This window comes from Mesorhizobium sp. M0848 (assembly GCF_040319805.1).
Classification (GTDB): Bacteria; Pseudomonadota; Alphaproteobacteria; order Rhizobiales; family Rhizobiaceae; genus Mesorhizobium.
In genome coordinates, this window is the sequence record NZ_JAMYOM010000039.1 from 1 (window position 1) to 24,523 (window position 24,523).

22 protein-coding genes are annotated in these 24,523 nt (G+C 64.3%); 16 read left to right on the plus strand and 6 right to left on the minus strand.

Annotated elements, in window-relative coordinates; genetic code table 11:
* Nucleotides 1-90 precede the first annotated feature (90 nt).
* Genes NKH95_RS30845 through NKH95_RS30865 form a run of 5 tightly spaced genes read right to left on the minus strand, consistent with a single transcriptional unit; the run spans nucleotide 91 to nucleotide 6,722 of the window.
* A complete protein-coding gene (locus NKH95_RS30845) occupies nucleotides 91-1,671 on the minus strand; it encodes an indolepyruvate oxidoreductase subunit beta family protein (RefSeq protein WP_352894232.1) in 1,581 nt (526 codons plus the stop codon).
* Nucleotides 1,664-3,817, minus strand: a complete 2,154-nt coding sequence (locus NKH95_RS30850) for a thiamine pyrophosphate-dependent enzyme (protein WP_352894235.1) — start codon at nucleotides 3,815-3,817, stop codon at nucleotides 1,664-1,666. The genes NKH95_RS30845 and NKH95_RS30850 overlap by 8 nt, the downstream gene beginning before the upstream one ends.
* 44 nt (nucleotides 3,818-3,861) lie before the next feature.
* A complete protein-coding gene (locus NKH95_RS30855; protein ID WP_023811464.1) occupies nucleotides 3,862-4,344 on the minus strand; it encodes a MarR family winged helix-turn-helix transcriptional regulator in 483 nt (160 codons plus the stop codon).
* Nucleotides 4,344-5,915, minus strand: a complete 1,572-nt coding sequence (locus NKH95_RS30860) for a phytoene desaturase family protein (RefSeq protein ID WP_352894237.1) — start codon at nucleotides 5,913-5,915, stop codon at nucleotides 4,344-4,346. Before NKH95_RS30860 ends, NKH95_RS30855 begins: the two co-directional genes overlap by 1 nt.
* A 15-nt stretch (nucleotides 5,916-5,930) precedes the next feature.
* Nucleotides 5,931-6,722: a cyclase family protein gene (locus NKH95_RS30865; RefSeq protein WP_128305660.1), complete on the minus strand. Its 792-nt coding sequence runs from the start codon at nucleotides 6,720-6,722 to the stop codon at nucleotides 5,931-5,933.
* A gap of 119 nt (nucleotides 6,723-6,841) precedes the next feature.
* Here NKH95_RS30865 and NKH95_RS30870 point away from each other — a divergent pair, with 119 nt between their 5' ends.
* The 13 genes from NKH95_RS30870 (at nucleotide 6,842) to NKH95_RS30930 (ending at nucleotide 20,983) form a co-directional block, all read left to right on the plus strand.
* Nucleotides 6,842-8,416, plus strand: coding sequence for a phytoene desaturase family protein (locus tag NKH95_RS30870; RefSeq protein WP_352439689.1), 1,575 nt, complete (start codon nucleotides 6,842-6,844; stop codon nucleotides 8,414-8,416).
* Between the two features lie 110 nt (nucleotides 8,417-8,526).
* Nucleotides 8,527-10,056, plus strand: coding sequence for an ABC transporter substrate-binding protein (locus NKH95_RS30875; RefSeq protein ID WP_023811467.1), 1,530 nt, complete (start codon nucleotides 8,527-8,529; stop codon nucleotides 10,054-10,056).
* 220 nt (nucleotides 10,057-10,276) lie between these two features.
* Nucleotides 10,277-11,284: an ABC transporter permease gene (locus NKH95_RS30880; RefSeq protein WP_023811468.1), complete on the plus strand. Its 1,008-nt coding sequence runs from the start codon at nucleotides 10,277-10,279 to the stop codon at nucleotides 11,282-11,284.
* Nucleotides 11,277-12,125 carry an ABC transporter permease gene (locus NKH95_RS30885; RefSeq protein ID WP_352439690.1) on the plus strand — a complete coding sequence of 283 codons (849 nt, stop codon included), beginning with the start codon at nucleotides 11,277-11,279 and terminating at the stop codon, nucleotides 12,123-12,125. Before NKH95_RS30880 ends, NKH95_RS30885 begins: the two co-directional genes overlap by 8 nt.
* On the plus strand, nucleotides 12,122-13,000 hold the full coding sequence (locus NKH95_RS30890) for an ABC transporter ATP-binding protein (protein WP_352439691.1): 879 nt from the start codon (nucleotides 12,122-12,124) through the stop codon (nucleotides 12,998-13,000). The genes NKH95_RS30885 and NKH95_RS30890 overlap by 4 nt, the downstream gene beginning before the upstream one ends.
* The gene (locus tag NKH95_RS30895; protein ID WP_352894241.1) at nucleotides 12,993-13,829 is read left to right on the plus strand and encodes an ATP-binding cassette domain-containing protein; all 837 of its coding nucleotides are present in this window, start codon (nucleotides 12,993-12,995) and stop codon (nucleotides 13,827-13,829) included. Before NKH95_RS30890 ends, NKH95_RS30895 begins: the two co-directional genes overlap by 8 nt.
* Before the next feature lie 77 nt (nucleotides 13,830-13,906).
* Nucleotides 13,907-14,506 carry a VOC family protein gene (locus tag NKH95_RS30900; RefSeq protein WP_127808064.1) on the plus strand — a complete coding sequence of 200 codons (600 nt, stop codon included), beginning with the start codon at nucleotides 13,907-13,909 and terminating at the stop codon, nucleotides 14,504-14,506.
* A 141-nt stretch (nucleotides 14,507-14,647) separates the two neighbouring features.
* Nucleotides 14,648-16,936, plus strand: coding sequence for a bifunctional salicylyl-CoA 5-hydroxylase/oxidoreductase (locus NKH95_RS30905; protein ID WP_352894244.1), 2,289 nt, complete (start codon nucleotides 14,648-14,650; stop codon nucleotides 16,934-16,936).
* Nucleotides 16,937-17,132: 196 nt separating this feature from the next.
* On the plus strand, nucleotides 17,133-17,891 hold the full coding sequence (locus NKH95_RS30910; RefSeq protein WP_352894247.1) for an SDR family NAD(P)-dependent oxidoreductase: 759 nt from the start codon (nucleotides 17,133-17,135) through the stop codon (nucleotides 17,889-17,891).
* Complete coding sequence (locus NKH95_RS30915; protein WP_023811475.1) at nucleotides 17,885-18,355, plus strand: MarR family winged helix-turn-helix transcriptional regulator; 471 nt, start codon at nucleotides 17,885-17,887, stop codon at nucleotides 18,353-18,355. Before NKH95_RS30910 ends, NKH95_RS30915 begins: the two co-directional genes overlap by 7 nt.
* Complete coding sequence (locus tag NKH95_RS30920) at nucleotides 18,352-19,164, plus strand: enoyl-CoA hydratase family protein (protein ID WP_352894249.1); 813 nt, start codon at nucleotides 18,352-18,354, stop codon at nucleotides 19,162-19,164. Before NKH95_RS30915 ends, NKH95_RS30920 begins: the two co-directional genes overlap by 4 nt.
* A 210-nt stretch (nucleotides 19,165-19,374) precedes the next feature.
* On the plus strand, nucleotides 19,375-20,523 hold the full coding sequence (locus tag NKH95_RS30925) for an acyl-CoA dehydrogenase family protein (protein ID WP_352673511.1): 1,149 nt from the start codon (nucleotides 19,375-19,377) through the stop codon (nucleotides 20,521-20,523).
* A 64-nt stretch (nucleotides 20,524-20,587) separates the two neighbouring features.
* On the plus strand, nucleotides 20,588-20,983 hold the full coding sequence (locus NKH95_RS30930) for a RidA family protein (RefSeq protein WP_023811478.1): 396 nt from the start codon (nucleotides 20,588-20,590) through the stop codon (nucleotides 20,981-20,983).
* A 284-nt stretch (nucleotides 20,984-21,267) separates the two neighbouring features.
* Here NKH95_RS30930 and NKH95_RS30935 read toward each other — a convergent pair whose 3' ends face one another.
* Nucleotides 21,268-22,359, minus strand: coding sequence for an LLM class flavin-dependent oxidoreductase (locus tag NKH95_RS30935; RefSeq protein ID WP_023811479.1), 1,092 nt, complete (start codon nucleotides 22,357-22,359; stop codon nucleotides 21,268-21,270).
* Between the two features lie 112 nt (nucleotides 22,360-22,471).
* Between NKH95_RS30935 and NKH95_RS30940 the strand changes: the two genes are divergently transcribed.
* The 3 genes from NKH95_RS30940 (at nucleotide 22,472) to NKH95_RS30950 (ending at nucleotide 24,492) form a co-directional block, all read left to right on the plus strand.
* Nucleotides 22,472-22,789 carry a hypothetical protein gene (locus tag NKH95_RS30940; protein ID WP_164893002.1) on the plus strand — a complete coding sequence of 106 codons (318 nt, stop codon included), beginning with the start codon at nucleotides 22,472-22,474 and terminating at the stop codon, nucleotides 22,787-22,789.
* Between the two features lie 78 nt (nucleotides 22,790-22,867).
* A complete protein-coding gene (locus NKH95_RS30945) occupies nucleotides 22,868-23,665 on the plus strand; it encodes an ABC transporter substrate-binding protein (RefSeq protein ID WP_023811480.1) in 798 nt (265 codons plus the stop codon).
* 152 nt (nucleotides 23,666-23,817) lie between these two features.
* Entirely contained in the window at nucleotides 23,818-24,492 is a 675-nt protein-coding gene (locus NKH95_RS30950) for an amino acid ABC transporter permease (protein WP_023811481.1), read from the plus strand.
* Nucleotides 24,493-24,523 lie beyond the last annotated feature (31 nt).

Consider the following 24,523-nt stretch of genomic DNA (forward strand, 5'->3'; position numbering starts at 1 on the left):
CTCGTCGAAACCATCGAGGCAGCCGAATGCAAGAACTACTTCGAAAACGCAGGCTACGCTTCCGTCAAAATATGAAACGCTCTAGATATTTCAGTCGATTTTATCCGGTCCCAGCGACGCCACGGTCTTCAACGCGCCGTCGAGCATGTCGCCCTTCTCGTCCTTCAGCGCCATCTCGCGCAGGCGGCGGATCCAGTCGGCGGCGTCGGCGCGGCCCTTGACCAGGTCGAGCGCCGACAGCACCCGGTCGAATTTCGACTGTGCGCGGACATGGGTGTCGCTGTAGCCCTTGATCAGCCGGCGGCAGTTGAGGATCTCGACGGCCAGCGCGTAGTCCTGGCGAACATGGTCGAGCGCCAGCGTGTACCAGCGATCGAGATGCGCGATCTCGACCTTGTGACGCAGCAGGCTGCGGCGCCACCGGCGCAGGCCGCCGATGAACCAGAGCGCTGCAAAGCCGGCGAAACTGTCGGTGCGGATGCGGCGGCCGTGGTTGATGCGACGATCGAGAAAGGCGGCGAGCTTCGGCAGGCTTTCGATGTAGCTGCCCAGACCCGCCGGCAACGTGCCGCAGAATTCCTCGATGCGCGGATGGAAATACTCGGTCACCTGCAGGATCGAGCCGTCCTTGACGCCGACCTCACGGCGCACGCGTTTGTCGCGCGTCGAGCGCGTCTTGAGATCGGCGACGCGGATCATGTCGTCGTAGCATAGCGCGTTGGCCAGATGCTTGGCGGCAGCGATCGACAGGCCATAGCCGCGATCCGGCCCGTCCAACGCGACGGCCTTGTCCAGCCAGTCGAGATACTCGCGCCCGTAAGCGATGTCCTGATAGTCGACGACCTTTCTCAAGCCCCGAAGTGCCATGTCGCGTACGGCCACCGGCAACAGGTCGATGCGGGCAGCCAAGGTCTGCCAGCCCTGCAGCAGGTTTTGCGGGCCACTCACCTGTCCTGTGCCCAGGGCAGATTCGACTATCGCGGGCTCGGCCGGCTTCGGCGCCGGTGCTGCCGTGCCGCGCGCGCGGTCAAACGCAGCGCCGAAGGCAGCGAGGCTGGCCTTGACGCCCCGGCCGCCGGCACCGATCGCCTGTTCGTAGCTCTCGCGGGTGAAGGGCAGCGCATCGGACCCCGCCAGCGCGCCAAGCAGGCTGGCCGAGATCATCGAACCATTGTCGGCGGCGATCTTTTCCATGTCGAAAGCGATGAAGCGCTTCGATGCTGCTTCCGCCGTCGCATGAACCTTGGAGGACGAGGCCCGGCCATCGCCCGGCTCGATCTTTTCCGACACGGCGGCGATGCGGTGCGACGAGGCGATCAGCGTCGTGCGGTCGGGCGTGACGAAGCCGCGAATGATGGCACGGCCGGCTTCCATCAATTCGGCGGCGATCAGGATGTCGACGTCGCCCTGCGACGGCGACAGCGCGAAGACCGGCAGCCGGCCGGTGTCGCGGGCCATCTCCACATAGTAAATGGTGGCGCCGGTACGCTGGGCGACGCCGGCGACCGAGGTCGATTGCGCAACAAAGCCGTTGCGCTCGGCGACATCGGTGATCCAGTCGGCGAGCACGCCACCGCCTTGGCCGCCGACCGCCAGCACGGCGAGCTTGATGACACGTTCGCTATCCTGAGCGCCGGCGCGGGCGCGAAATGGCGGGACAGCGTCAAGCATCGGCGAAGGTCAGGCGCCGGCTTTCGCGGCGGCGCTGCAACAGGCTGATGGTGGCACGGCGCGCGGCTTCCAGGAAGCGATCCCAGCGGCTCGGATTGTGTACGACGTCGGCGCGATAGAAGGATGGGCACAGCACCGCCGCATCGGCGACCTCGCCGCAATTGCCGCAGCCGACGCAGCTCTGGTCGATATGCGCGACCGGATCGTCGCGCAGCGGATCGTCGAGCGACTTGACCGACAGCGACGGGCAGCCGGACAGCCGCATGCAGGCATGGTCGCCGGTGCAGATGTCCTCATCGACGCCGAACTTCGGCTTCACGACACGGGTCCCGCCCTTGATCGCCTTGTCGACCAGCGGCTTTTCGCGGCGCTGCCGGTTGAGCATGCATTCGGACGAGGCGACGATGACCTTCGGCCCCTTCTCGTCCGTCGTCAGCGCCTCGCGCAGCGTGTCCTGCATCTTGGTGACGTCATAGGTGCGGTCGACATGGCGCAGCCATTTGACGCCCATGCCTTTCACCGCCTCGGTGATCGGATGCTTGGTCGACTTAGTCTTGTTGCCGGCGCGGGACGACAGAATGTCCTGCCCGCCGGTGGCCGCCGAATAGAAATTGTCGACGATGACGATCACGCCGTCGTTCTTGTTGAACACCGCATTGCCGATCGAGGAGGTCAGGCCGTTGTGCCAGAAGCCGCCATCGCCGACGAAGGAGATGGAGCGGCGCTTGGCATCGGGTGAATTGAACGCAGAGGCCGAGGCCGGTCCCAGACCGTAGCCCATGGTGGTGGCGCCGAGCTCGAAGGGCGGCATGATCGAGAACAGATGGCAGCCGATGTCGGAAGCGATGTGATGCTTTCCGAGCTCCTGCTCGACCAGCTTGGTCGCGGCAAAGATCGGCCGTTCCGGGCAGCCGATGCAGAAGCCCGGCGGACGGCCCGGCACGACATTGATCAGGTCGGCTGCGTCGACGCCATCGCCGACCTTGTTGGGCGCCCGCACTTCGCCGGGCAGCAGATGCGGCGCCTCGGCGCGCAGGAAGGCGCCGATGCCGTCGAGCATGACCTGGCCGGTGTATTCGCCGGCCATCGGCAGATGTTCCTTGCCGACCAGCCTGGTGCCGCGCCCGGCCTTGTGCAGCATCGAAGCAAAGGCCTGTTCAATGTAGTTGGGCTGGCCTTCCTCGACGACCAGCACCGACTGCTTGCCCTCGCAGAAGGACAGGAACTCGTCATCGATCAAGGGATAGACGGCGTTGAGCACATAGAGCGGCACGTCGGTGTCGCCATAAGTGTTGGCAAGGCCTAGCCGCTGCAGCGCGCGAATGACCGAATTGTACATGCCGCCCTGCATGACGATGCCGACCGAACCATGATCCGAGCCGAAGAACTCGTTGATCTTGTTCTTGCGGATGAAATCGACCGCCGCCGGCCAGCGCTTCTGCACCTTCTCCTTCTCATGCAGGAAGGAAGCGGGCGGCAGCACGATGCGGCCGGTGTCGCGGCGGGGCGCGTCGAGCGCATCGGCGACCGTCATCGGCGGCCGCTTGTTGTCCTTGGCGATGAAATGGCCATGCACGTGGCAGCAGCGGATACGCACCTGCAGCATGACCGGCGTGTTGGAAATCTCCGACAGTTCGAAACCGTCCTCCACCGACTTGACGATCGACGGCAGGTTGGGGCGCGGGTCGAGCAGCCAGACTTGACTTTTCATGGCGAAGGCATGGCTGCGCTCCTGCATGATCGAGGAGCCTTCGCCATAGTCCTCGCCGACGATGATCAGCGCGCCGCCGGTGACGCCGCCGGAGGCGAGATTGGCCAGCGCGTCGGAGGCGACATTGGTGCCGACCGTCGACTTGAAGGTCGCCGCACCACGGATCGGGTAATGCACCGAGGCGGCCAGCATGGCGGTGGCGGTGGCTTCGGAGGCGCTGGCCTCGAAATGCACGCCGAGCTCGCCCAGAATGTCCTGTGCGTCGGTCAGCACGTCCATCAGATGGCTGATCGGCGCGCCCTGGTAGCCGCCGACATAGCCGACGCCGCATTGCAGCAGCGCTTTAGTGATGGCGAGGATGCCTTCGCCGGCAAATTCCTCGCCGGCACCCAGCCGAAGCTTTTCGACTTCCTTGGCAAAAGAGCGTTCGGCCATTTTTTTCTCCTTCCGGTACCGCCCGAGGCTGGCGACGCGTAGGTCTAGATGTCGTGCTTGCGAATGTTCTTCAGCATCTTCAAAAGCGTGGCGATAAGTGCGGAATATTCGGCGTCGTCGATATCGTCGAACATCGCCTCGAACGCGTCATGCATGGCCGGCCAGGCGCGCGCGAACTCGGCGCGGCCGTCGTCGGTCAGGAACACGTGGCGGATGCGGCTGTCGGTGACGCCCTGTTCGCGTCGTACCAGGCCCTGGCCCTCCAGCGAGTCGAGCGTCCGGCTCAAGGTTGACTGCTCGATGACCGTATAGACCGAGAGGTCGTTGACGGTGATGCCGTCGGTGACCGACAGCACGGCCAGCGTGCGCACCTGCGGAATGGTCAGGCCCTGCTTGCGGAAATCGTCGCGCAAGGTGGCGTTATAGCGGCCCATGATGCGGTTCATCAGATAGGGCGCGAATTGCTGCAGGCCGATCTGCCCCAGGGTCGAAATGCGCTGGCGCTTCTCAGTGACCTTCTCTTCCATCACAGCCTCCCCGCAAGGAGAAAGCCGGAGCCGCCGCCAAGGCCGGCACCCGGATGGGTCGAGGCGCCGATATGGTAGAGGCCCTTGATGCCGGTCTGATGGTTGCGGCTGCTCTTGAACGGCCGCCACAGGAACGACTGGTCGATGGTCGAGGAACCGCCATAGGGGTCGCCGCCGACCAGATTGATGTTCATCGCTTCGAGGTCAGCGGGCGAATAGGCGCGACGCGCAATGACGCTATCTCTGAAGCCGTCGATATGGCCGGCGAGGATGGCCTCGGCGCGATCGGCATAGGCTTCGCGTAGCGCAACGGTCCACTGCCCGTCTGCCGGTGCCTGCAGCTTGCCGGCTGCGTCACCCTTGATGTGGCGAGGCGCCTCGGGCAGTTGCAGCCACAGGATCGCCTTGCCTTCGGGGCAGCGCGACGGATCGAGCGCATGCGGCTGGCCGGCACAGATGGTCGGCACCTCCGGCAGCATGCCGCGCGCCGCCTCGTTGCAGGCTTTCGAGACGCCATCCAGTCCCGGCGTCAGATGCAGCAGCGCCACCTTGTCCAGGCCTTCGCCCCGCCATGCGGGCGGTTTGTCCAAGGCGTAGTGGATCTGGAAATTGCCTTTGCCATAACGGTACTTTTGCGTCGCCTCGACATCGGCTTTGGGTGCATCCGCGCCAAGCAGCCTGCCATAGAGCTGCGTCGGTGTAACCGAGCAGATGACGCCCTTGTTGGCCGTGATTGTCTCGCCCGAGGCCAGTCGCACGCCGGTCGCGCGGCCATTGCTTTGAACGATCGAAGCGACATCGGCGCCGGTGCGGATGTCGCCGCCGCGTTCCCGGATCAAAGCCTCGAAGGCCGCCAGCAGGTTTTTTGCCCCGCCCTTGACGATCGGCGCGCCCGCCGCCTCAAGCGCGAAGGCGATAACCCTGGCGATCTGGCCGGAAAAGGCGTCTTCGGGGCCGAGCCCGGCATGCAGCACCCAGGGCGCCCACAGCGCGCGGATGGTTTCGGACCGGTAGGTGTTTTCCAGCCAGCCGCGCGCCGGCACCAGTGCCTCGCCGAGAAAGGCGGCAAGACCGCGCGGGCCGCGCCGCCAGCCATCGCCGGCCAGCAGCTTGGCGGTCGGATAGGACCACAGGCTGCCGCCGAGCAAGCCGAACAGCAGGCCGGCATTGCGCTCGATGCCGCCGACATCATCCGCGTGCCGGTCACCGTCGCCTGCCGCGATCGCATTGAGGGCGGCGACGTTGGCGGCACGGTCGGTGCTGAGCACGGCATGGCTGCCATCCGGCCGCAGCACGCCGGTCGGCGTGCCCGTGTGGCAGAACTCCAGCCCGTGCCGTGCAAGGTCGGCGCCCAGCGCCGCAAAGGCCGGCGAGGTGATGAACAGCACGAAGGTCGTCGCCATCACATCATGGATGAAGCCGGGCGCGGTGATCTCCTCGGTGCGCATGCAACCGCCAATGCGGTCGTTGCGCTCCAGGACGAGCACACGCGCCCCTTTGCCGCCGAGCATCGCCGCGCAGACCAGCGCGTTGATGCCGCTGCCGACGATGATGTGATCCGGCTGGGTCACGGCAAACGCTTTCGCTTAGCCCTTCGACACCAGCGCCAGCGCGCGGATCGGGCTGCCGGTGCCGTGTTCGATCTTCAGCGGCGCCGCGATCAGGATAGCGCCCTTCGGCGGCAGCTGGTCGAGGTTGCAAAGGCTGGCAAGACCGTAGCGGTTGGCCTTGTGCATCAGCGTGTGCGCCGGGAATGGCGGCTCCATGCCGCCGGCTTTGCCGGCATCCGTGCCGATCGTCTCCGAGCCCCAGCCCTTGATGTCCTTGCTGATCAGGAACTGGATGGCTTCGGCCGTCGGGCCGGGCGTGTGCGGGCCGGTCTCGTTGGCGTTGAGGAACTCGGCTTCCGAGCCGTTGCGCTTGTACCAGTCGGTGCGCATCACCACCCATTCGCCGGCATTGATCGCGCCATGCTTGGCTTCCCATGCCTTGATGTGGTCGACAGTGAGCAGGAAATCAGGGTCGGCGGCGGCTTCCTTCGAGCAGTCGATGACATTGACCGGGCCGACGAAGTTCTGCGCCGGAATGGTGTCGGTGGCACCGTCCGGATAATCCTTGCCGGAGATCCAGTGCTGCGGCGCATCGAAATGCGTGCCCGAATGCTCGCCGAGCTTCAGCCAGTTCCAGGCCCACCACGGACCGTTCTTGTCGTAACGGGAGATGTTGTGGATCTCGACCTTCGGCGTGTCGACGGCCAATTCCGGCGGCAGCTTGATCAATGGCGTGTCCGGCCCGAGTGGCGCCGACAGGTCGACCACCTTGATGGCGCCTGAAAGAAGCTGGCTGGCGACTTCGCCGAGGAGTTTTTGGGTGTCCATGGTCTGAAGTTCCCTCTTTCGTGTGATGATCAAGGCTCGTCTCGGCCCTTAATATCCTACTAGACGAAAACATATGCATCTGCAATTATCTTTAAGCATAAAGGAAATGGGGACGAGGCGTGAGCGAGTTCGACGCCATCTTTGTCGGGGCCGGCCACAACAGTCTGGCATGCGCCGCGCATTTGGCGCTCAAAGGCTGGAAAACCGGGATATTCGACCGCAACGCAGCGATCGGCGGCGCCGTCCAGACGCGCGAATTCACCCTTCCCGGCTTCCGCCACGATTTCGGCGCGATGAATGTGAGCCTGTTCGCCGGCTCGGCCTTCCACCGGAAATATGCAAATGAATTGAAAGCGCAGGGGCTGGAGTTCGCGCCCGTTGCCGACTGTTTTGCCAGCGCATTCCCGGACGGACGCTGGTTCGGCGTCAGCAACGATATGGAAAAGACCGCTGCGCGCATGGCCGCCTTCTCCGCCACTGACGCCACGACATGGCGCAGGCTGGTCGCCGCCTTCCCGGCGGAGGCCGAACATCTGTTCCGGCTGCTGGGCTCGCCGATGAGCGCCCGCGCGCTTGCCGGCATCGCGTGGAACCTGTGGCGCAAGAAGGGCATGTCTGGGGCGCTCGATACAGGCCGGCTGCTGTTGTCCTCGCCCCGCGCCTGGCTGGAGGAAAATTTCCAGTCGCTGCATATCAGGGCAACGCTCGCCACCTGGGGCATGCATCTCGACTTCGCGCCCGACATCGCCGGGGGTGCGGTGTTCCCCTATCTGGAATCAATGGCCAACCAGAGCTTTGGCATGGTGCTGGGCAAAGGCGGCGCCGACACCATCATCCGCGCCCTGTCGGGCATGGTGACCTCCGCCGGCGGCAAGATTGTCACCGGCGCCGAAGTGGCCGAGATCACCGTTTCCGCCGGCAAGGCGACCGGCGTCCGGCTCGCTTCGGGCGAGACGCATACCGCCGCCAAAGCGGTCATTGCCGGCGTCGCGCCCAAGGCGCTGACCGGCAAGCTGCTGCCCAATGGTTCGGGTAACGCCGGCTTCGACACGGCGATGCAAAAGTTCCGCCACGCGCCGGGCACGATGATGATCCATCTGGCGCTCGACGATTTGCCCGAATGGCGCGCCGGAGCCGAGTTGCGGCAGTTCGCCTATGTGCATCTGTCGCCGTCGCTCGACGCCATGTCGCGCACCTATCAGCAGGCGATGGCGGGCATGCTGCCGGACGAGCCGACGCTGGTGGTCGGCCAGCCGACGGCGATCGACCCCTCGCGAGCGCCTCAGGGAAAGCATGTGCTGTGGGTGCAGGTGCGCATGCTGCCCGCCGAAATCACAGGCGATGCCGCCGGCAAGATCGCACCCGCGCATTGGGACGAGGTGAAGGACGCCTACGCCGAGCGTGTCCTCGACATCATCGAGACCTATGCGCCCGGCCTGCGCAACAAGATCCTCGGCCGCGCCGTCTTCTCGCCCATCGATCTCGAGCGCGAGAACCCGAACCTCGTCGGTGGCGACCAGGTCTGCGGCAGCCATCATCTGGCGCAGAATTTCTTGTTCCGCCCTGCGCGCGGCTATGCCGGCTGGAACACGCCGGTGGCGCATCTGCACCTCACCGGAGCCGCGACATGGCCGGGCGCCGGCACAGGTGCGGCGTCGGGCTTCATGCTCGCACAACAGCTTGGCGGGAGGTAGGAGCCGGAGATTTCCTTGAGGCTACGAGGGGCAAGGCGCTGCTGCCCAAGAAGCCTGAACCAATGGCCTGAAGACGCCGCGCAGAAACAAAACCAACAAGGGGAACGACCATGACAATCAACAGACGGGAATTGCTGGGATACAGCGCCGCGGCACTCGGGGTGGCCGCTGTCGGCCTGCCGCAGATCGCCAAGGCAGCCGCCGGCGAACTGACCATCGCCTACAATGTCAACTTGCCGTCCTGGGATCCGACCACCGGCCCTTCGGCCGTCAACCCGACGATCCAGGGCCTCTACCAGTCGGTGTTCGACCAGTTCATTCCGCAGAAGCCCGATTTGTCCTTCGCGCCGGGCCTGCTGACCGAATGGGGCTGGAACGACGACCGCACCAAGATCACGATGACGGTGCGCGAAGGCGTGACCTGGCATGACGGCTCGCCGTTCACGCCAGAGGACGTTGTCTGGTCGCTGCAGCGGGCAGGCGACGAAAAGACCGGCAACCCTATCCAGTTCGTCTGGAAGAACGTCAACAATTTCAAGATCGACGGCAACAAGATCACCGGCGACGTCGTGCAGTTCGACCCGGTCTATTTCAAATGGATGTCGTTCCTGACCGGCTACATCATGCCGAAAGCCTACTACGAAAAGGTCGGCGCCGAAGGTTTCGAGAAGGCGCCGATCGGCACCGGCCCCTACATGGTGGAAAAGTTCGAGCGCAACGCCTTCCTGCGGCTCAAGGCAAACCCGAACTATTGGGGCGGCAAGCCGGCCTTCGAGAATGTGACAATCAAGTTCGTCGCCGATGCGGCAAGCCGCGTCGCCGAGATCGAATCCGGCTCCTCGCAGGTGACGCTCGAAATCCCCTATGAGGAGTATGACCGGCTGATCGCCAAGGACGGGCTGGCCGGCTCGTGCAAGAACGTTTCCGACATCGGCATGATCTTCTTCAACGACATCGAGGCGATGCTGGACAAGAACGTCCGCCAGGCCGCCGTGATGGCCGTCGACAAGAAGCTGCTGGTCGATCGCCTGCTGCGCGGCTACGGCCAGCCGATCGATACGCTGGAAACGCCGGAATACGCATCCTACGACGCGTCGATCAAGGTCGAGCACAATCCGGAAAAGGCCAAGGAATTGCTGGCCGCTTCCGGCTATTCGCCGGAAAAGCCGGTCAAGTTCACCATCCAGACGACCAAGGGCTTCAAACCCAAGGACTATGAGATGGTCCAGGCGATCGTCGGCATGTGGCGCAAGGTTGGCATCGAGGCGACGATCGAAGTCTACGAGATCGCCAAGCACTACGAACTGCGCGCCGCCGACAAGCTGGCGCCGGCGGCCTTCTACAATTGGGGCAATGCCATCGGCGATCCGACCACCTCGACCGGCTTTGCCATGTACGGCCCGAGCCCGCATTCGGTGTGGGACAGCCAGGATTTGATCGACATGATCAATCCGCTGTGGGGCGAAAAGGACGAGGCCAAGCGCATCGCCGGCTGGAAGGCGGTCGACAAATACATCGCCGAGCAGGCCTATGTGCTGCCGCTGATGCAGTATGCGCAGCCGATCGTGCATGCCAAGGGCGTCAATGTGGTGCAGCATGTGTCCGGCGCGCTGCTGCCGGCCCTGATGACCCCGGCCTGACCGATATGGGAAGGCACGCTGTCGTGAGGTAGCGTGTCTTCTTTAACGACGCAGGCCCTCTCATCCGGCCCTTCGGGCCACCTTCTCCCCGCTGGGGAGAAGAGACTTGGCTCAGCCGTCGGCGACCTCTTCTCCCCTCGGGGAGAAGGTGGCCGCGAAGCGGCCGGATGAGGGGGCTGTTCGTTCCATCAGCCACCGAACGCAGTAAACCTACGCCGGAATGCTCCTACAAAGATTCCTGATCCGTCTGCTGACGATGCTGATCACGCTGTTCGGCGTGGCCGTCGTCGTCTTTGTCGTGATCCGCGTCGCGCCCGGCGATCCTATCGCCATGATGCTGCCGCCCGGCGCGACGGATGCCGACCTCGCCCGGCTGCGGGCGCTCTATGGGCTCGACAAGACCATCGTGCAACAATTCTTCATTTGGCTGTCGGGCGTCGCCAGGGGCGATTTCGGCACCTCGATCTCGCTGCGGCAGGATGTGCTGGGTCTCGTCTTCAACCGGCTGCCGGCGACGCTGGAGCTTGCCATCGTCGCGCTCATCATAGCGGTGGCGCTCGGCGGCACGACGGCAATCATCGGCGCGCGCGAGCGCGGCACGGCGGTCGAGGCCGGCATCGACATCGCCAGCGGCGCGGCGCTCTCCATTCCCGACTTCCTGTGGGGCCTGGTGCTGATCCTGCTGTTCGGCGTGCTGGTGCCGATCTTCGACATTTCCGGCCGGGTGTCGCCGCAGCTCGACCTGCCTTTCGTCACCCAGTTCTATCTGTTCGAGAGCCTGTTGCGCCTGCGCCTCGACCTGACCTGGGACCTCCTGAAGCACATGCTGATGCCGGCGGTGGCGCTGGCGCTGCCGCTGGCGGCAATCATCTCGCAGCTGTTGAAACAGTCGCTGAAGGAAGTGCTCGACCTCGACTATGTCGTGCTGGCTCGGGTGAAGGGGTTCTCGGAAACGCAGGTCATCCTGCGCGAGGCGCTGAAGAACGCCGCGCTACCAACGCTGACGCTGGTCGGTGTGCAGTTCACCTTTCTCATTGGCGGCACGGTCATCGTCGAACGGCTGTTTTCTTATGAAGGCCTCGGCAACATGGCGATCGACGCCGTCATCAACCGCGACCTGCCTTTGATTCAAGGCATCGTGCTGGTCTTCGCGCTGCTGTTCGTGCTGATCAACCTCAGCGTCGACATGATGTACGCGCTGCTCAATCCGAGGCTACGCCATGGATGAGGGTCGTGCTCAAAGGCGAGGTGTGTCGCCACGTTTGTGGCTTGCCGGCGGCTGGCTGCTGCTGGCGCTGCTGGCCGCGATCTTCGCACCGCTGGTCGGGCCGCAGGACCCACTGGCGCAGGATTTGATGCTGGAACGGCTGCCGCCATTCTGGATGAATGGCGCCGAACCCGGCTATTGGCTCGGCACCGACAGCCTCGGCCGCGATCTGTTGTCGAGGCTGATCTTCGGCGGCCGCATCGCCTTCATCGTCGCCTTTTCCGCAGCCATCGCTGCGTGCCTGGTCGGTTCGACCCTCGGCCTGATCGCAGGCTATTTCGGCGGTTGGGCCGACCGCATCATCTCGCGCGTCGTCGATGTCTGGATGGCGTTTCCGCCGGTGCTGTTCGCCATATTGCTCGTGGCGGTGCTTGGCACGGGCTTGAGTTCCGTCATCCTGGCCATCGCCATCATCGACTGGACGCGTTTTTGCCGGGTGATCCGTGCCGAGACGATGGGTCAGTCGCGCATGGACTATGTCGAGAACGCCCGCATCGCCGGCTATGGCCGCATCGGCATCATGCTGCGCGAAGTGCTGCCCAATGTGGTGCCGTCGATCGTCGCATTGCTGTCGCTGGAAATGGGCATCGCGGTCATCGTCGAGGCGATCCTGTCCTTCGTCAATCTGTCGATCTCGACCGACGATCCGACCTGGGGCGGCATCATCGCCGAGGGCCGGCTGTCGATCCATCAGGCCTGGTGGGTGCTGGTGTTCCCGCTGATCACGCTGATCCTGACCGTGCTGTCGTTCAGCCAGTTCGGCGAGGCGCTGAAGACGCGTTTCGATCCGGTGCTGCGATGAGCGGCTGTCTCGACATCAGGGATCTGAGCGCGGTGCTGCCCAACGGCCAGCGCGTGCTGCGATCGGTGTCGCTTGCGGTCCAGCCCGGTGAAGTCCGCGCGCTGGTCGGCGAAAGCGGCGCCGGCAAGACGATGATCGGCAAGGCGGTGCTCGGCGTCCTGCCTTCGAGTGTGCGCATTGTCGAAGGCGACATGCGGCTTGAAGGCGAAGACCTCGGCAAGCTTCCGCCCAAGGCACGGCGCACGCTGATCGGGGCACGCACGGCGCTGATCCCGCAGGACCCGCTGACAGCGCTTAACCCGTCGCGCCGCGTCGGCTCGCAGATGACTGACCGGCTGGTGCGCATCCTCGGCTGGAGTGGCGAGAGGGCCGATACCCGCATTCGGCAATTGCTGGACGAGGTGCAAATCCGCGATCCCGACCGTGTGCTGAAAAGCTATCCGCACGAACTGTCAGGCGGCATGCGCCAGCGCGTGCTGATCGCCGCCGCCTTCGCCGCGGAGCCAAGGCTGATCGTCGCCGACGAGCCGACCACGGCTCTCGATGTGACCGTACAAAAACAGATCCTGCGGCTGATCGTGCAGTTGCAGCGCGAGCACGGCACGGCGATCCTGTTCGTCACCCATGACCTCGGCGTCGTCGCCAAGATCAGCCAGAAGGTATCGGTGCTCTATGCCGGCAAGGTGGTGGAGGAGGCCGAGACCGCAGCGCTCTTCGCCGCGCCGCAGCACCCCTATACACGAGCGCTGATGGCGGCGACGCCACGCTACACCGATCCTTTCGCCTCGCTGAAGCCGGTGGACGAGGCGGTTCTGGCCGGGCTTGCTTCGGAGATCGCTGCCGCCGACCAAGCCTGGAGGCGGCCGCATGGCTGAGCCACTGTTCTCCGTGCGCGGGCTGAAGGTCGCGCTGCCCGACATGACGCGCAAGCCACTGATCGGCCGCGCGCCATTGGTCGAAATCCTGAAGGGCCTGGACTTCGACCTGCCCAAGGGCTCGGTGACCGGCATCGTCGGCGAATCCGGATCGGGAAAATCAACGCTCGGCCGCGCTTTGGTACGCCTGCTGGAACCCAGCGCAGGCAGCATCACTTTCGACGGCCGCGACATCACCCATCTGCCGGAAGCCGAACTGCGGCCGCTGCGCCGCAATCTGCAGATGATCTTCCAGGATCCGATGTCGTCGCTCAACCCGCGCCGCACCATTGCCAGCATCATCGCCGCGCCGCTGAAACAGAACGGCCTTGGCGACAATCTGAAGGCACGCGTCGCCGAGGCGCTGCAGCGTGTCGGCCTGCCGCAGAGTTTTGCCAGCCGCTACCGCCACGAACTGTCGGGCGGCCAGCGCCAGCGCGTCGGCATTGCGCGCGCTCTGGCGCTGTCGCCGAAATTCGTGCTGGCCGACGAGATCGTCTCAGGGCTCGACGTGTCGACGCAAGCGCAGATCCTGACGCTGCTGGAAAAGCTGGCGGCGGAAATGGGGCTGACCGTCGCTTTCATCAGCCACGATCTGTCGGTCATCCGGCGGCTGTGCCGGCAAGTGATCGTCATGCGCGAAGGCGTGATCGTCGAAGCGAGCGCCACCGACGCCTTGTTCGACAAGCCGCAGCAGGCCTACACGCGCGATCTCATCGCGGCCATTCCGCTGCCCGAGATCGATGCGAGCTGGCTGGACATTCCTTCCGCCGCCAAGGCGCCGACATGAATGCATACGCACGCCGAAGAGCGGGCCTCGGGCGTGCGACCAAAAGACCCAAGTCCCGCCAAATGGAGAGGACTGACATGAAGACCACTATCGCAATTGCAACGCTGGCCGCCGCGATGCTCGGCAGCGCCGGCATGGCCTCGGCGGATTCGATCCCGGGCATGCGCGGCCACGACCACACCGGCATCACCGTTCCCGACATGAAGCAAGCGGTCGACTTCTTCACCGAAGTGGTCGGCTGCAAGAAGGCGATGTCGTTCGGTCCGTTCGCCGACGACAAGGGCACCTTCATGCAGGATCTCCTGGGCGTCGACCCGAAGGCGGTGATCGAAGAGGTCACCATGGTCCGCTGCGGCTATGGATCGAACATAGAGCTGTTCAAATACACAGCACCGGACCAGAAGGACCTGACGCCGAAGAACAGCGACATTGGCGGCTTCCACATAGCCTTCTATGTCGACGACGTCGCTGCCGCCAAAGCCTATCTCGAAGGCAAGGGCGTCAAGACGCGGATGGGGCCGCTGCCGGTCAAGGAAGGGCCGGCCGCCGGCCAGACCATCCTCTATTTCCAGGCGCCGTGGGGGCTGCAACTGGAAGCGATCAGTTATCCCGACGGAATGGCCTATGAGAAGGACGCCGAGACGGTGCTGTGGAGCCCGAAGAACCCGGAAAAGTGATCCGGCAGCGCGCTTGCGCGATGATACGCAGGCGCGCTTTCGCCATGTCAGGACAATCGTTTTGATATAAAACTTTAAGCTTGAAATATCTTGTCGCCGGCGCGATACTGAACTCCAGCAAGCGAAGAGGAGATCGCAGACATGAAGGTTGCGGTTCTCGGCGGCGGACCAGCCGGCCTCTACTTTGCCATTTCGATGAAGCTGAGGGACGCCGCGCACGATGTGACGGTGTTCGAGCGCAACCGCGCCGACGACACGTTCGGCTGGGGCGTCGTGCTGTCGGCCGAGACGCTCGACAATCTGTCGAAAAACGACCCGGTCAGCGCCGTCTGGATCAAGAAGCACTTTGCCTACTGGGACGACATCGCCGTCATCCATGACGGCGTGCGTACGGTCTCGTCAGGTCACGGTTTCTGCGGCATCGGCCGCAAGCGGCTGCTGGTCCTGCTGCAGCGCCGGGCGCGCGAACTCGGCGTCAAGCTGATGTTCGAGACCGACATTGCAGATCCCAAGCCCTACATGGAGACGCATGATCTGGTCGTCGCGGCCGACGGCCTGAACTCCAGGGCGCGCAACAGTTTCGTCGACATCTTCAAGCCCGACATCGACACCCGCAAATGCAAGTTCGTCTGGTTCGGCACCCAACAGAAATTCGACGACGCCTTCACCTTTATCTTCGAGAAGACCGAGCATGGCTGGGTGTGGGCGCACGCCTACCAGTTCGACAGCGACACCGCGACCTTCATCGTCGAGTGCAGCGAACAGACCTGGACTGCTTTCGGCTTCGGCGCGATGTCGCAGCAGGAATCGATCGCCGTTTGTGAGCGGATCTTCGAAAAACATCTCGGCGGCCACGCGCTGATGACCAATGCCAACCATATCCGTGGTTCCGCCTGGATCAATTTTCCGCGCGTGCTGTGCGAGCGCTGGTCTTACAAGAATCTGGCGCTGATGGGCGATGCGGCCGCGTCAGCCCATTTCTCGATCGGCTCCGGCACTAAACTCGCCTTGGAAAGCGCCGTGGCGCTGGCCGAATATGTCGAGTCCGAGCCGGACCTCGACGCGGCGTTTCGTAGATATGAGGATGCTCGCCGCACCGAGGTGCTGAAGCTACAATCGGCGGCGCGCAATTCGCTGGAATGGTTCGAGGAGGTCGAGCGCTATCTCGGCCTCGATCCGGTGCAGTTCAACTATTCGCTGCTGACCCGCTCGCAACGCATCAGCCACGAGAATTTGCGGCTGCGCGATGCCGAATGGCTGGGCGGGGCGGAGGAATGGTTCCAGCGCCAGGCGGGTGCCGGCGGCATGCGCCGCGCGCCGATGTTCGCGCCGTTCAAGCTGCGCGATATGGTGCTGCAGAACCGTGTCGTCGTCTCGCCGATGGCGCAGTACAAGGCCGTCGACGGCTGCCCGACCGATTGGCATTTCACCCATTATGCCGAGCGGGCCAAGGGCGGCGCCGGGCTCATCTATATCGAGATGACCTGCGTCAGCCCGGAAGGGCGGATCACACCCGGCTGCCCCGGCTTCTACGCGCCCGAACATGAGGTGGCGTGGAAGCGGCTGGTCGACTTCGTCCACACCGAGACCGAAGCCAAGATCTGCGCCCAGATCGGCCATTCCGGCGCCAAGGGCTCGACCCGGCTTGGCTGGGAGGGCACCGACGTGCCGTTGGTCTCAGGCAATTGGCCTGTGATGGCAGCCTCGACCGTCGCGTGGTCGCCGCAGAATCAGGTGCCGAAGGCGATGGACCGCGCCGACATGGACCGCGTGCGCGACGAATTTGTGGCCTCTGCCGAGATGGCCAATCGTTGCGGCTTCGACATGCTCGAGATCCACGCCGCGCACGGCTATCTCCTGTCGTCCTTCATCACGCCGGTGACCAACCGGCGCACGGATGCCTATGGCGGTTCGCTGGAAAACCGCATGCGCTATCCCCTCGAAATCTTCCGCGCGGTGCGCGCCGCCTGGCCGGCGGAAAAACCGATCTCGATGCGCATTTCGGCCAATGACTGGGTCGGCATCGAAGGTGTGACGCCAGCCGATGCGGTCGAGATCGCCCGGCTGCTGCATGAGGCCGGCGTCGACATTTGCGACGTCTCGGCCGGCCAGACCTCGGCACTGGCGAAGCCGGTCTATGGCCGCATGTTCCAGACGCCGTTTTCCGACCGCATCCGCAACGAGGTCGGCATGGCCACCATGGCGGTCGGCAACATCTACGAGCCGGACCATGTCAACTCGATCCTGATGGCCGGCCGCGCCGATCTGGTGGCGCTGGCACGGCCGCATCTCGCCGATCCCTACTGGACGCTGCATGCGGCGGTGACGCTCGGCGACCGCGGTGTCAAATGGCCGGACCCCTATCTGCCCGGACGCGACCAGCTCTACCGGCTGGCCGAGCGCGACGCCGCAGCGGGGCTGAAAGTATGAGTGTTTTTCGTTTGCCACGTCAGCGCTATACCCCCACCCCTAACCCCTCCCCACAAGGGGGAGGGGGACCAAGTCACCGTCGGCTCTGGAACCGCAGAAGTTTACAACGGATGGGTGCTGCCGCTGCCTTCTCCCTCCCCCTTGTGCGGAGGGTTAGGGGTGGGGGTACTTGGCGCCAGGTTTCGAGGATTGGCGCATGATCGCGGGCAAGCATGCGCTGGTCACAGGCGGCGGCTCCGGCGTCGGCCGGGCCATCGCGCTGGCGCTGGCTGCTGCCGGCATCGACGTGACCATCTGCGGCCGCCGGGAACCGGAGCTCACTGAGGTGGCCGGCGAGAACGACCGCATCTTCGGCATTGTCGCCGATGTCACCGACGAGGCGGCAATGGCGGCGCTCTACGAGAGGGCGCAAGCCGCGCGTGGCCCCTTCGACATCGTCGTCGCCAATGCCGGCATGGCCGGCAGCGCCCCGGCGCACAAAACCACCCTTATCGACTGGCAGCGAACACTCGACGTCAATTTGACCGGCGCCTTCCTGACGGTGAAGCCGGCGCTGGCCGGCATGGCCGCGCGGAAAACGGGACGAATTGTTTTCATCGCCTCGACCGCCGGCCTGAAAGGCTACGCCTACGTCGCGTCTTACGTCGCCGCCAAGCATGGCGTCATCGGCCTGATGCGGGCTCTTGCCGCCGAAACAGTGAAATCCGGCGTCACCGTCAACGCGGTGTGCCCAGGCTTTGTGGAAACCGAAATGCTGGAAGAGTCCATCCAGCGCATCATCGAGAAGACCGGCCGCTCGGTCGAGCAAGCGCGGTCAAGCCTCGCCTCGACCAACCCGCAAGGCCGCTTCATCCAGCCGGATGAGGTCGCCGCGGCTGTGCTGTGGCTCTGCGGCGACGCCGCCCAGTCGATAACGGGACAGGCGATTTCCATCTCAGGAGGCGAAACATGGTAGCCGGCCCCCTGCCCGCGCCGTCGGGACCCGGCAAGGACCGCTTGCGTCTGTGGATCAGGCTGCTGCGCGCCTCACGCACGATCGAGGCCGAGTTGCGCGAGCGGCTGAAGAAGGAGTTCAACACCACGCTGCCGCGCTTCGACGTGATGGCCGCCCTCTATCGCGCGCCGGAAGGCATGCTGATGAGCGACCTGTCGCGTTTCCTGCTGGTCTCCAACGGCAATGTCACGGGCATCGTCGACCGGCTGGTTTCGGAAGGACTTGTCGCCCGCGCGAGGCGCAATGGCGACCGCCGCACGTCGATGGTGCGGCTGACCGAGGAAGGCACGCAGGCCTTCGCCACCATCGCCGCGGCGCATGAAGGCTGGATCGGTGAATTGCTGGGCAAGGTCAGCGAGGACGACGCGCGCCGGCTGACCGGCATGCTGACCTCGTTCCGCAGCAACTGGGAGGGACGCGAATGACCGCAATGGCCGGACGCAAGCCGAAGCATTTCCTCTGGGAGGTCGAGGGCAGGATCGCAAAGATCCGGCTCGACCGGCCCGAGCGCAAGAACCCGCTGACCTTCGACAGCTATGCGGAACTCCGCGACACATTCCGCGACCTCGTCTATGCCGATGACGTCGACGCCGTGGTGTTCCTGTCCAATGGCGGCAATTTCTGCTCCGGCGGCGATGTCCACGACATCATCGGCCCGCTGGTCAAGATGGACATGAAGCAGCTTCTCGCCTTCACCCGCATGACCGGCGATTTCGTCAAGGCGATGCTGAATTGCGGCAAGCCGATCATTGCGGCGGTCGACGGCGTCGCGGTCGGCGCCGGCGCCATCATTGCGATGAGCTCCGATATCCGCATCGCCACGCCGGAAGCCAAGACCGCGTTCCTGTTCACCCGCGTCGGCCTCGCCGGCTGCGACATGGGCGCCTGCGCGATCCTGCCGCGCATCATCGGCCAGGGCCGCGCCGCCGAACTGCTCTACACCGGCCGCACCATGACGGCGGCGGAAGGCGAACGCTGGGGTTTCTACAACCGGCTGGTCGATGCCGCCTCGCTGGAGGCCGACGCGCTCGATATGGCGGCGCGCATCGTCTCCGGCCCGACCTTTGCGCACGGCATCACCAAGACGCAGCTCAACCAGGAATGGTCGATGGGTCTCGACCAGGCGATCGAGGCGGAAGCGCAGGCGCAAGCGATCTGCATGCAGACCAGCGACTTCGAGCGCGCCTACAAGGCGTTCGTGGCCAAGGAAAAGCCGGTGTTCGAGGGGGATTGAGGATGAGCGGTTTGCGCCCAGGCACCCCCCTCTGCCCTGCCGGGCATCTCCCCCGCAAGGGGGGAGATCAGCGGTTTCGTTGGCAGCGCCCATACTGCAATTTTGGAGATTGGCGAAAGCCAAAACAACGTCCGATCTCCCCCCTTGCGGGGGAGATGCCCGGCAGGGCAGAGGGGGGTGTGAAGGATCGCTGCGCGGAAGGAGGCGCCCATGCCTGACCGTTCCTTCCTCTCCTGGCCGTTCTTCGAAGACCACCACCGCCAGCTTGCCGAGCGCCTCGAGGCATGGTGCGCTAAAAACCTGCCAGTCGATCACCATGATGTCGACGCCGCCTGCCGCGAGCTGGTCAGCAAGCTCGGCAGGGACGGCTGGCTGAAGCCGACGGCGCTCGACACGGACAATCCTGGCCCCCTCGACGTCCGCACTTTGTGCATCACGCGCGAGACACTCGCCCGTCATGACGGGTTGGCCGATTTCGCCTTCGCCATGCAGGGGCTCGGCACCGGCGCGCTCAGCCTGTTCGGCACGCCGCAACAGCAGCAATGGCTTTCGAAGACGCGCGCTGGCAAGGCGATATCAGCCTTTGCCCTGTCGGAGCCGCGCTCGGGATCGGATGTGGCCAACACGGAGATGACGGCGATCCGCGACGGCGACAGCTACGTCTTGTCCGGCGAGAAGACGTGGATCTCCAATGGCGGCATCGCCGACCTCTATGTCGTCTTTGCCCGCACCGGCGAGGCGCCGGGCGCCAAGGGGCTTTCCGCCTTCCTCGTGCCTGGCGACGCCAGGGGCCTTGGCATCGCCGAACGGCTGGAAGTAATCGCGCCGCATCCGCTGGCGCGGCTGTCTTTCGACCAGGTCCGCCTGCCGGCCGCCGCACTGATCGGCAAACCGGGCGATGGCTTCCGCATCGCCATGTCGGTGCTCGACGTGTTCCGTTCGACCGTCGGCGCGGCGGCGCTTGGCTTTGCCCGCCGCGCACTGGACGAGAGCATCAAACGCGTGGCGGAGCGCAAACTGTTCGGCGCCCCGATGGCCGAATTGCAGATGGTGCAGGGGCATATCGCCGATATGGCGCTCGACGTCGATGCGGCGGCGCTTCTGGTCTACCGCGCTGCGTGGACCAAGGACATGGGGGCCGCGCGGGTCACACGCGAGGCGGCGATGGCCAAGCTGTTTGCCACCGACAAGGCGCAAGAGGTGATCGACAAGGCTGTGCAGCTGCATGGCGGCGACGGTGTCCGCAAGGGCCACATCATCGAAAGCCTGTATCGCGAGATCCGCGCGCTGCGCATCTACGAGGGTGCCTCCGACGTGCAGAAGGTGGTGATCGCGCGGCAGGTGATGGGCGCGGCCTGACGGCAGAGATTTTGACGAGCGTTCGATTTTGAAAATTGGGTTTTGGAATACCGGGAGGTTTTGAATGCACAGGATTCTGCAGCCCGAAGGCTGGGCAAAACCTGTCGGCTACGCCAATGGCGTCGCCGCGCGCGGGCAGCTCGTCTTCGTCGGCGGACAGGTCGGCTGGAACGGGCAATGCCAGTTCGAGACCGACGATTTTGTCGGCCAGGTGCGGCAAACGCTTCAGAACATCGTGGCGGTGCTGGCCGAGGCCGGTGCCGGACCGCAGCACATCACCTCGATGACCTGGTATTTTACCGACAAGGCCGAATACCTAGCCAACCTCAGGGGCATCGGCGAGGCCTATCGCGAGGTCATCGGCCGGCATTTTCCGGCGATGGCCGCCATGCAGGTGGTGGCGCTGGTCGAAGACCGGGCCAAGGTGGAGATCCAGGCGACTGCCGTTATTCCGGAATAGGGAATTCGTTCGTCCGGAGTAAACGCCCATTACTTCGTCATCCACGGGCGAAGCAAGGAGCGAAGCGACGCGGCGCAGACCCGAGGATCCATGCCGGGACTCCAAAGCGTCACCACGGTCCAGAATTCTGCACCGCTGCACACTCCACGGCCGAAGTCGCGGCATGGATCCCAGGGTCTCCGCGACGGAGCTGCGCTCCTGCTTCGCCCAGGGATGACGACGTTGGGGAGGGCTTCGGCTAATTCCGAATATCCGCGATGATCCACCGCAACTGATCACCACTACTATGCGCGAAGCCCCGCCTTCCGCAAAATCGGCAGCACGTGATCGCAGAAATAGGGCAACTCCCTGGTGTAATTGACGAAGGACAGCGCGATGCCCTGGTAGCCATGCCCGGCAATGGCGACCATGTCGGCGGCGATCGTTTCCGGCGTTCCGATCAGCGGGTAGGTGCCGGCGCCGCCGGCGAAACGCTGCCGGTAGCGGTCATAGGCGTGCGGGTCGTGCGACTGCGAGAATTCCTTCTTGCCGGCCATGTGGGCATCGACGGCGTCGTGGTCGGCCATATGGACCGCATAGCGCGTGTAATATGCCCGCGCCTCTTCCATCGTCGGGCGGCAGACGACATGCGCCACGGTGTAGACGCCGACATCACGGCCCACCTTGTCTGCCCGCTCGCTGATGTCGGCGACATGTTTGCCGGCATCGCCCATTTCGGAAAAGGTCGTGAACAGATAGTCGCATCTCGCGGCGGCGAAATCGCGGCCGGGCCCGCCGAAAGCGGCGTTCATGGTCACCGGGCGCGGCACCTGCAGACTGGCCGGACGGCTGACGGCTTCCTTGAGGCGGTAGTAGGTGCCCTCATAGTCGAGCGGGTCGGGCGAGGCATAAAGCTTTTCGAGGATTTCGATCCATTCCGCTGCCTGGTCGTAGCCCTTCTCGACCAGAGGCGTGCCGAACATGCCGAATTCCTTCGGATTCCAGCCGCAGACGATATTCAGGCCGGCGCGACCCTGGCTGATGTGGTCGACCGTCGCCAGCGCCTTGGCGGCATAGAGCGGATGCACCAGCGGCACATGCACGGTCATGAACAGGCCGATCTGCTCGGTGGCCATGGCAAGGGCCGCCGCCCAGGTGAAGGTCTCGAACGACCATTCCCGCACCTTGTTGCGGCCGCCAAAACCGCGCCAGCGGGCGATCGGCAGCATGAACTCCAGCCCGGCACGGTCGGCGATCTGGGCTGCGGTCAGATTGTCCTGCCAGCTTGCCGTCCAGCGTTCAGGCACATCGGTTATGGCCAGCCCGCCATCGGCATTGGTCGAAAAGACCCCCAGCTTCAATCTGTTCGGGCCGTGCAAGGGGTGTGGTTTGTTCATGTCGCGACCTCCCGGCGAGAGAGCACACGCTAGGCCCGCGCGGAGATATTTCAAGCCTGAAATAGCTTCGCGTCGCCATCGCTCGCGGGTATCGGTTCCAGCGGGCCGCACCGTGTCGGCCACGCAACGGACACCGCAGCTTTTTAAGCTTAAAACTTTCGCCTTGAAAAGCGCCGCACTTTGGATAAGCATTCCAGAGTCGATGGCGATTGCCGTGCCGGACGGGCTTGCCGGCCAGTCCATCGTGCAGACCAGTTCATCGTGCCGGCCAGTCCATCGTGGGTGCTCCGGGTGGGAGTCTCAGTTCTTGTCGTTCATACTGCCCCAGTCATCATCCAATGCGCGCCATGCCTTCGATGAAGTGCGCGCGCAGATCCGCGATCTGCAACACAAAACGTCGCCAACCATGACCGCATGGTCGCTGCCATGAATTGACGTCCTGCGTGAAGCGGGGCGGCAAAAAACCGTGCGGGAGCAACCCGCCCGATCAACAACAGAGGGAACACAAATGAGCTTCACGCGCCGCAAATTGCTTCTTCTTGCCGCCGCCGTCGGCATCGCCGCCGGCCCCGCCACCGCCTATGCCGCCGATGTGCTCAATGTCGGCGCCTATCCGACCAACCCGCCCTTCGAATTCAAGAACGAGAGCGGCACCTTCGAAGGCTTTGAAGTCGACATCGTCAACGAAGCCGCCAAGCGCATCGGCATGACCACCGACATCGCCGATCTCGGCTTCCAGGCGCTGTTTGCCGCCACCACGTCGAAGCGCATCGACGTCGCCATCTCGTCGATCACCATCACGGCCGAGCGGCTGAAGTCGCAGTCGTTCACGCAGCCCTATTATGATTCCGACATGGGCATTGCCACCAAGGCCGACAGCCCGATCAAGGCCGAGGCCGACCTCAAGGGCAAGATCGTCGGCGTGCTGTCCGGCTCGACCGGTGAAACCTGGGTCAAGGCACATCAGGAAGCCGGCGGCTTCAGCGACGTGAAGGGTTACGACACGCAGCAGAATTTGCTGCTCGACCTCAGCGCCGGCCGCGTCGATGCCGCCGTCAGCGACATTCCAGGCATGGAGTATTCCTTCACCAAGATGAAGGACCTGGTCGTCAAGGAGCGCATCAAGACCGGCGAACAATACGGCCTGATGATGAGCAAGGACCACCCGCTGCTCGGCAAACTGAACGACGCGCTGAGCGCTATGAAGAAGGACGGCACGCTGGCCGCCATCCACAAGAAGTGGTTCGGCAGCGACGCGCCCGCCGACTCTTCGACCATGAAGGAAATGCCGCTGCCGAAGGCCTGAGCTGAAAGCTGCGCTGACATCGTGCCGGCTTTCCAGGCCGGCACGATTCATTTCATGCGCCAGCGCCGGCTTCCGCGCAGACCGTCTCGCCATTGGCGAGGTCGATTGGTTTTAACCTGAGCATCCTTGCTCTCGGGTTCGGGAACGCTCCCATGTCGCTGCTGGATACCTTCTTCAATCCCGATGTCATCATGTCCAGCCTGCCGGCGCTGCTGCGCGGCTTCCTGAACACGCTGCTGCTCGGCATTTTGAGCATCGGCATCGGCATCCCCATCGGCCTGGGGATCAGCCTGGTGCGGCTCTATGCGCCGAAGCCGCTGCGGTGGCTGGCGGTCGGCTACACCGACATCTTCCGCGCCCTGCCGGTGCTGGTCGTGCTGATCCTGATCTACTATGCACTGCCGTTCCTCGGCATACGCCTGTCGTCCTGGGCCTCCGCCGTGACTGCTTTCGCCTTCATCATGTCGGCCTACTCGGCGGAGGTGTTCCGCTCCGGCATCGAGAGCATCCCGCGCGGCCAGTTCGAGGCGTCGCAGGCGCTTGGCCTGCCGTTCCTGCTGACCTTGCGCAAGGTGGTGCTGCCGCAAGCGATCCGCGTCGTCATCCCGCCGATGACCAGCAACTGCGTCTCGATGTTCAAGGACACTTCGCTCGCCTCCACCGTGGCGCTGCCGGAACTCTTGAAGGAAGCGACCAACGCGCAGTCGCTCTACGCCAACCCCTCGCCGCTGATCGGCGCAGCGCTTGTCTACCTCATCTTCCTCTGGCCGATGGTCCGCCTCGTCAGCCTGCTTGAAGAGCGCTTCAAGACCGAAAAGAAGCGCTGACCTCCACTACCTGATCCCCGCTCAAGTCCTT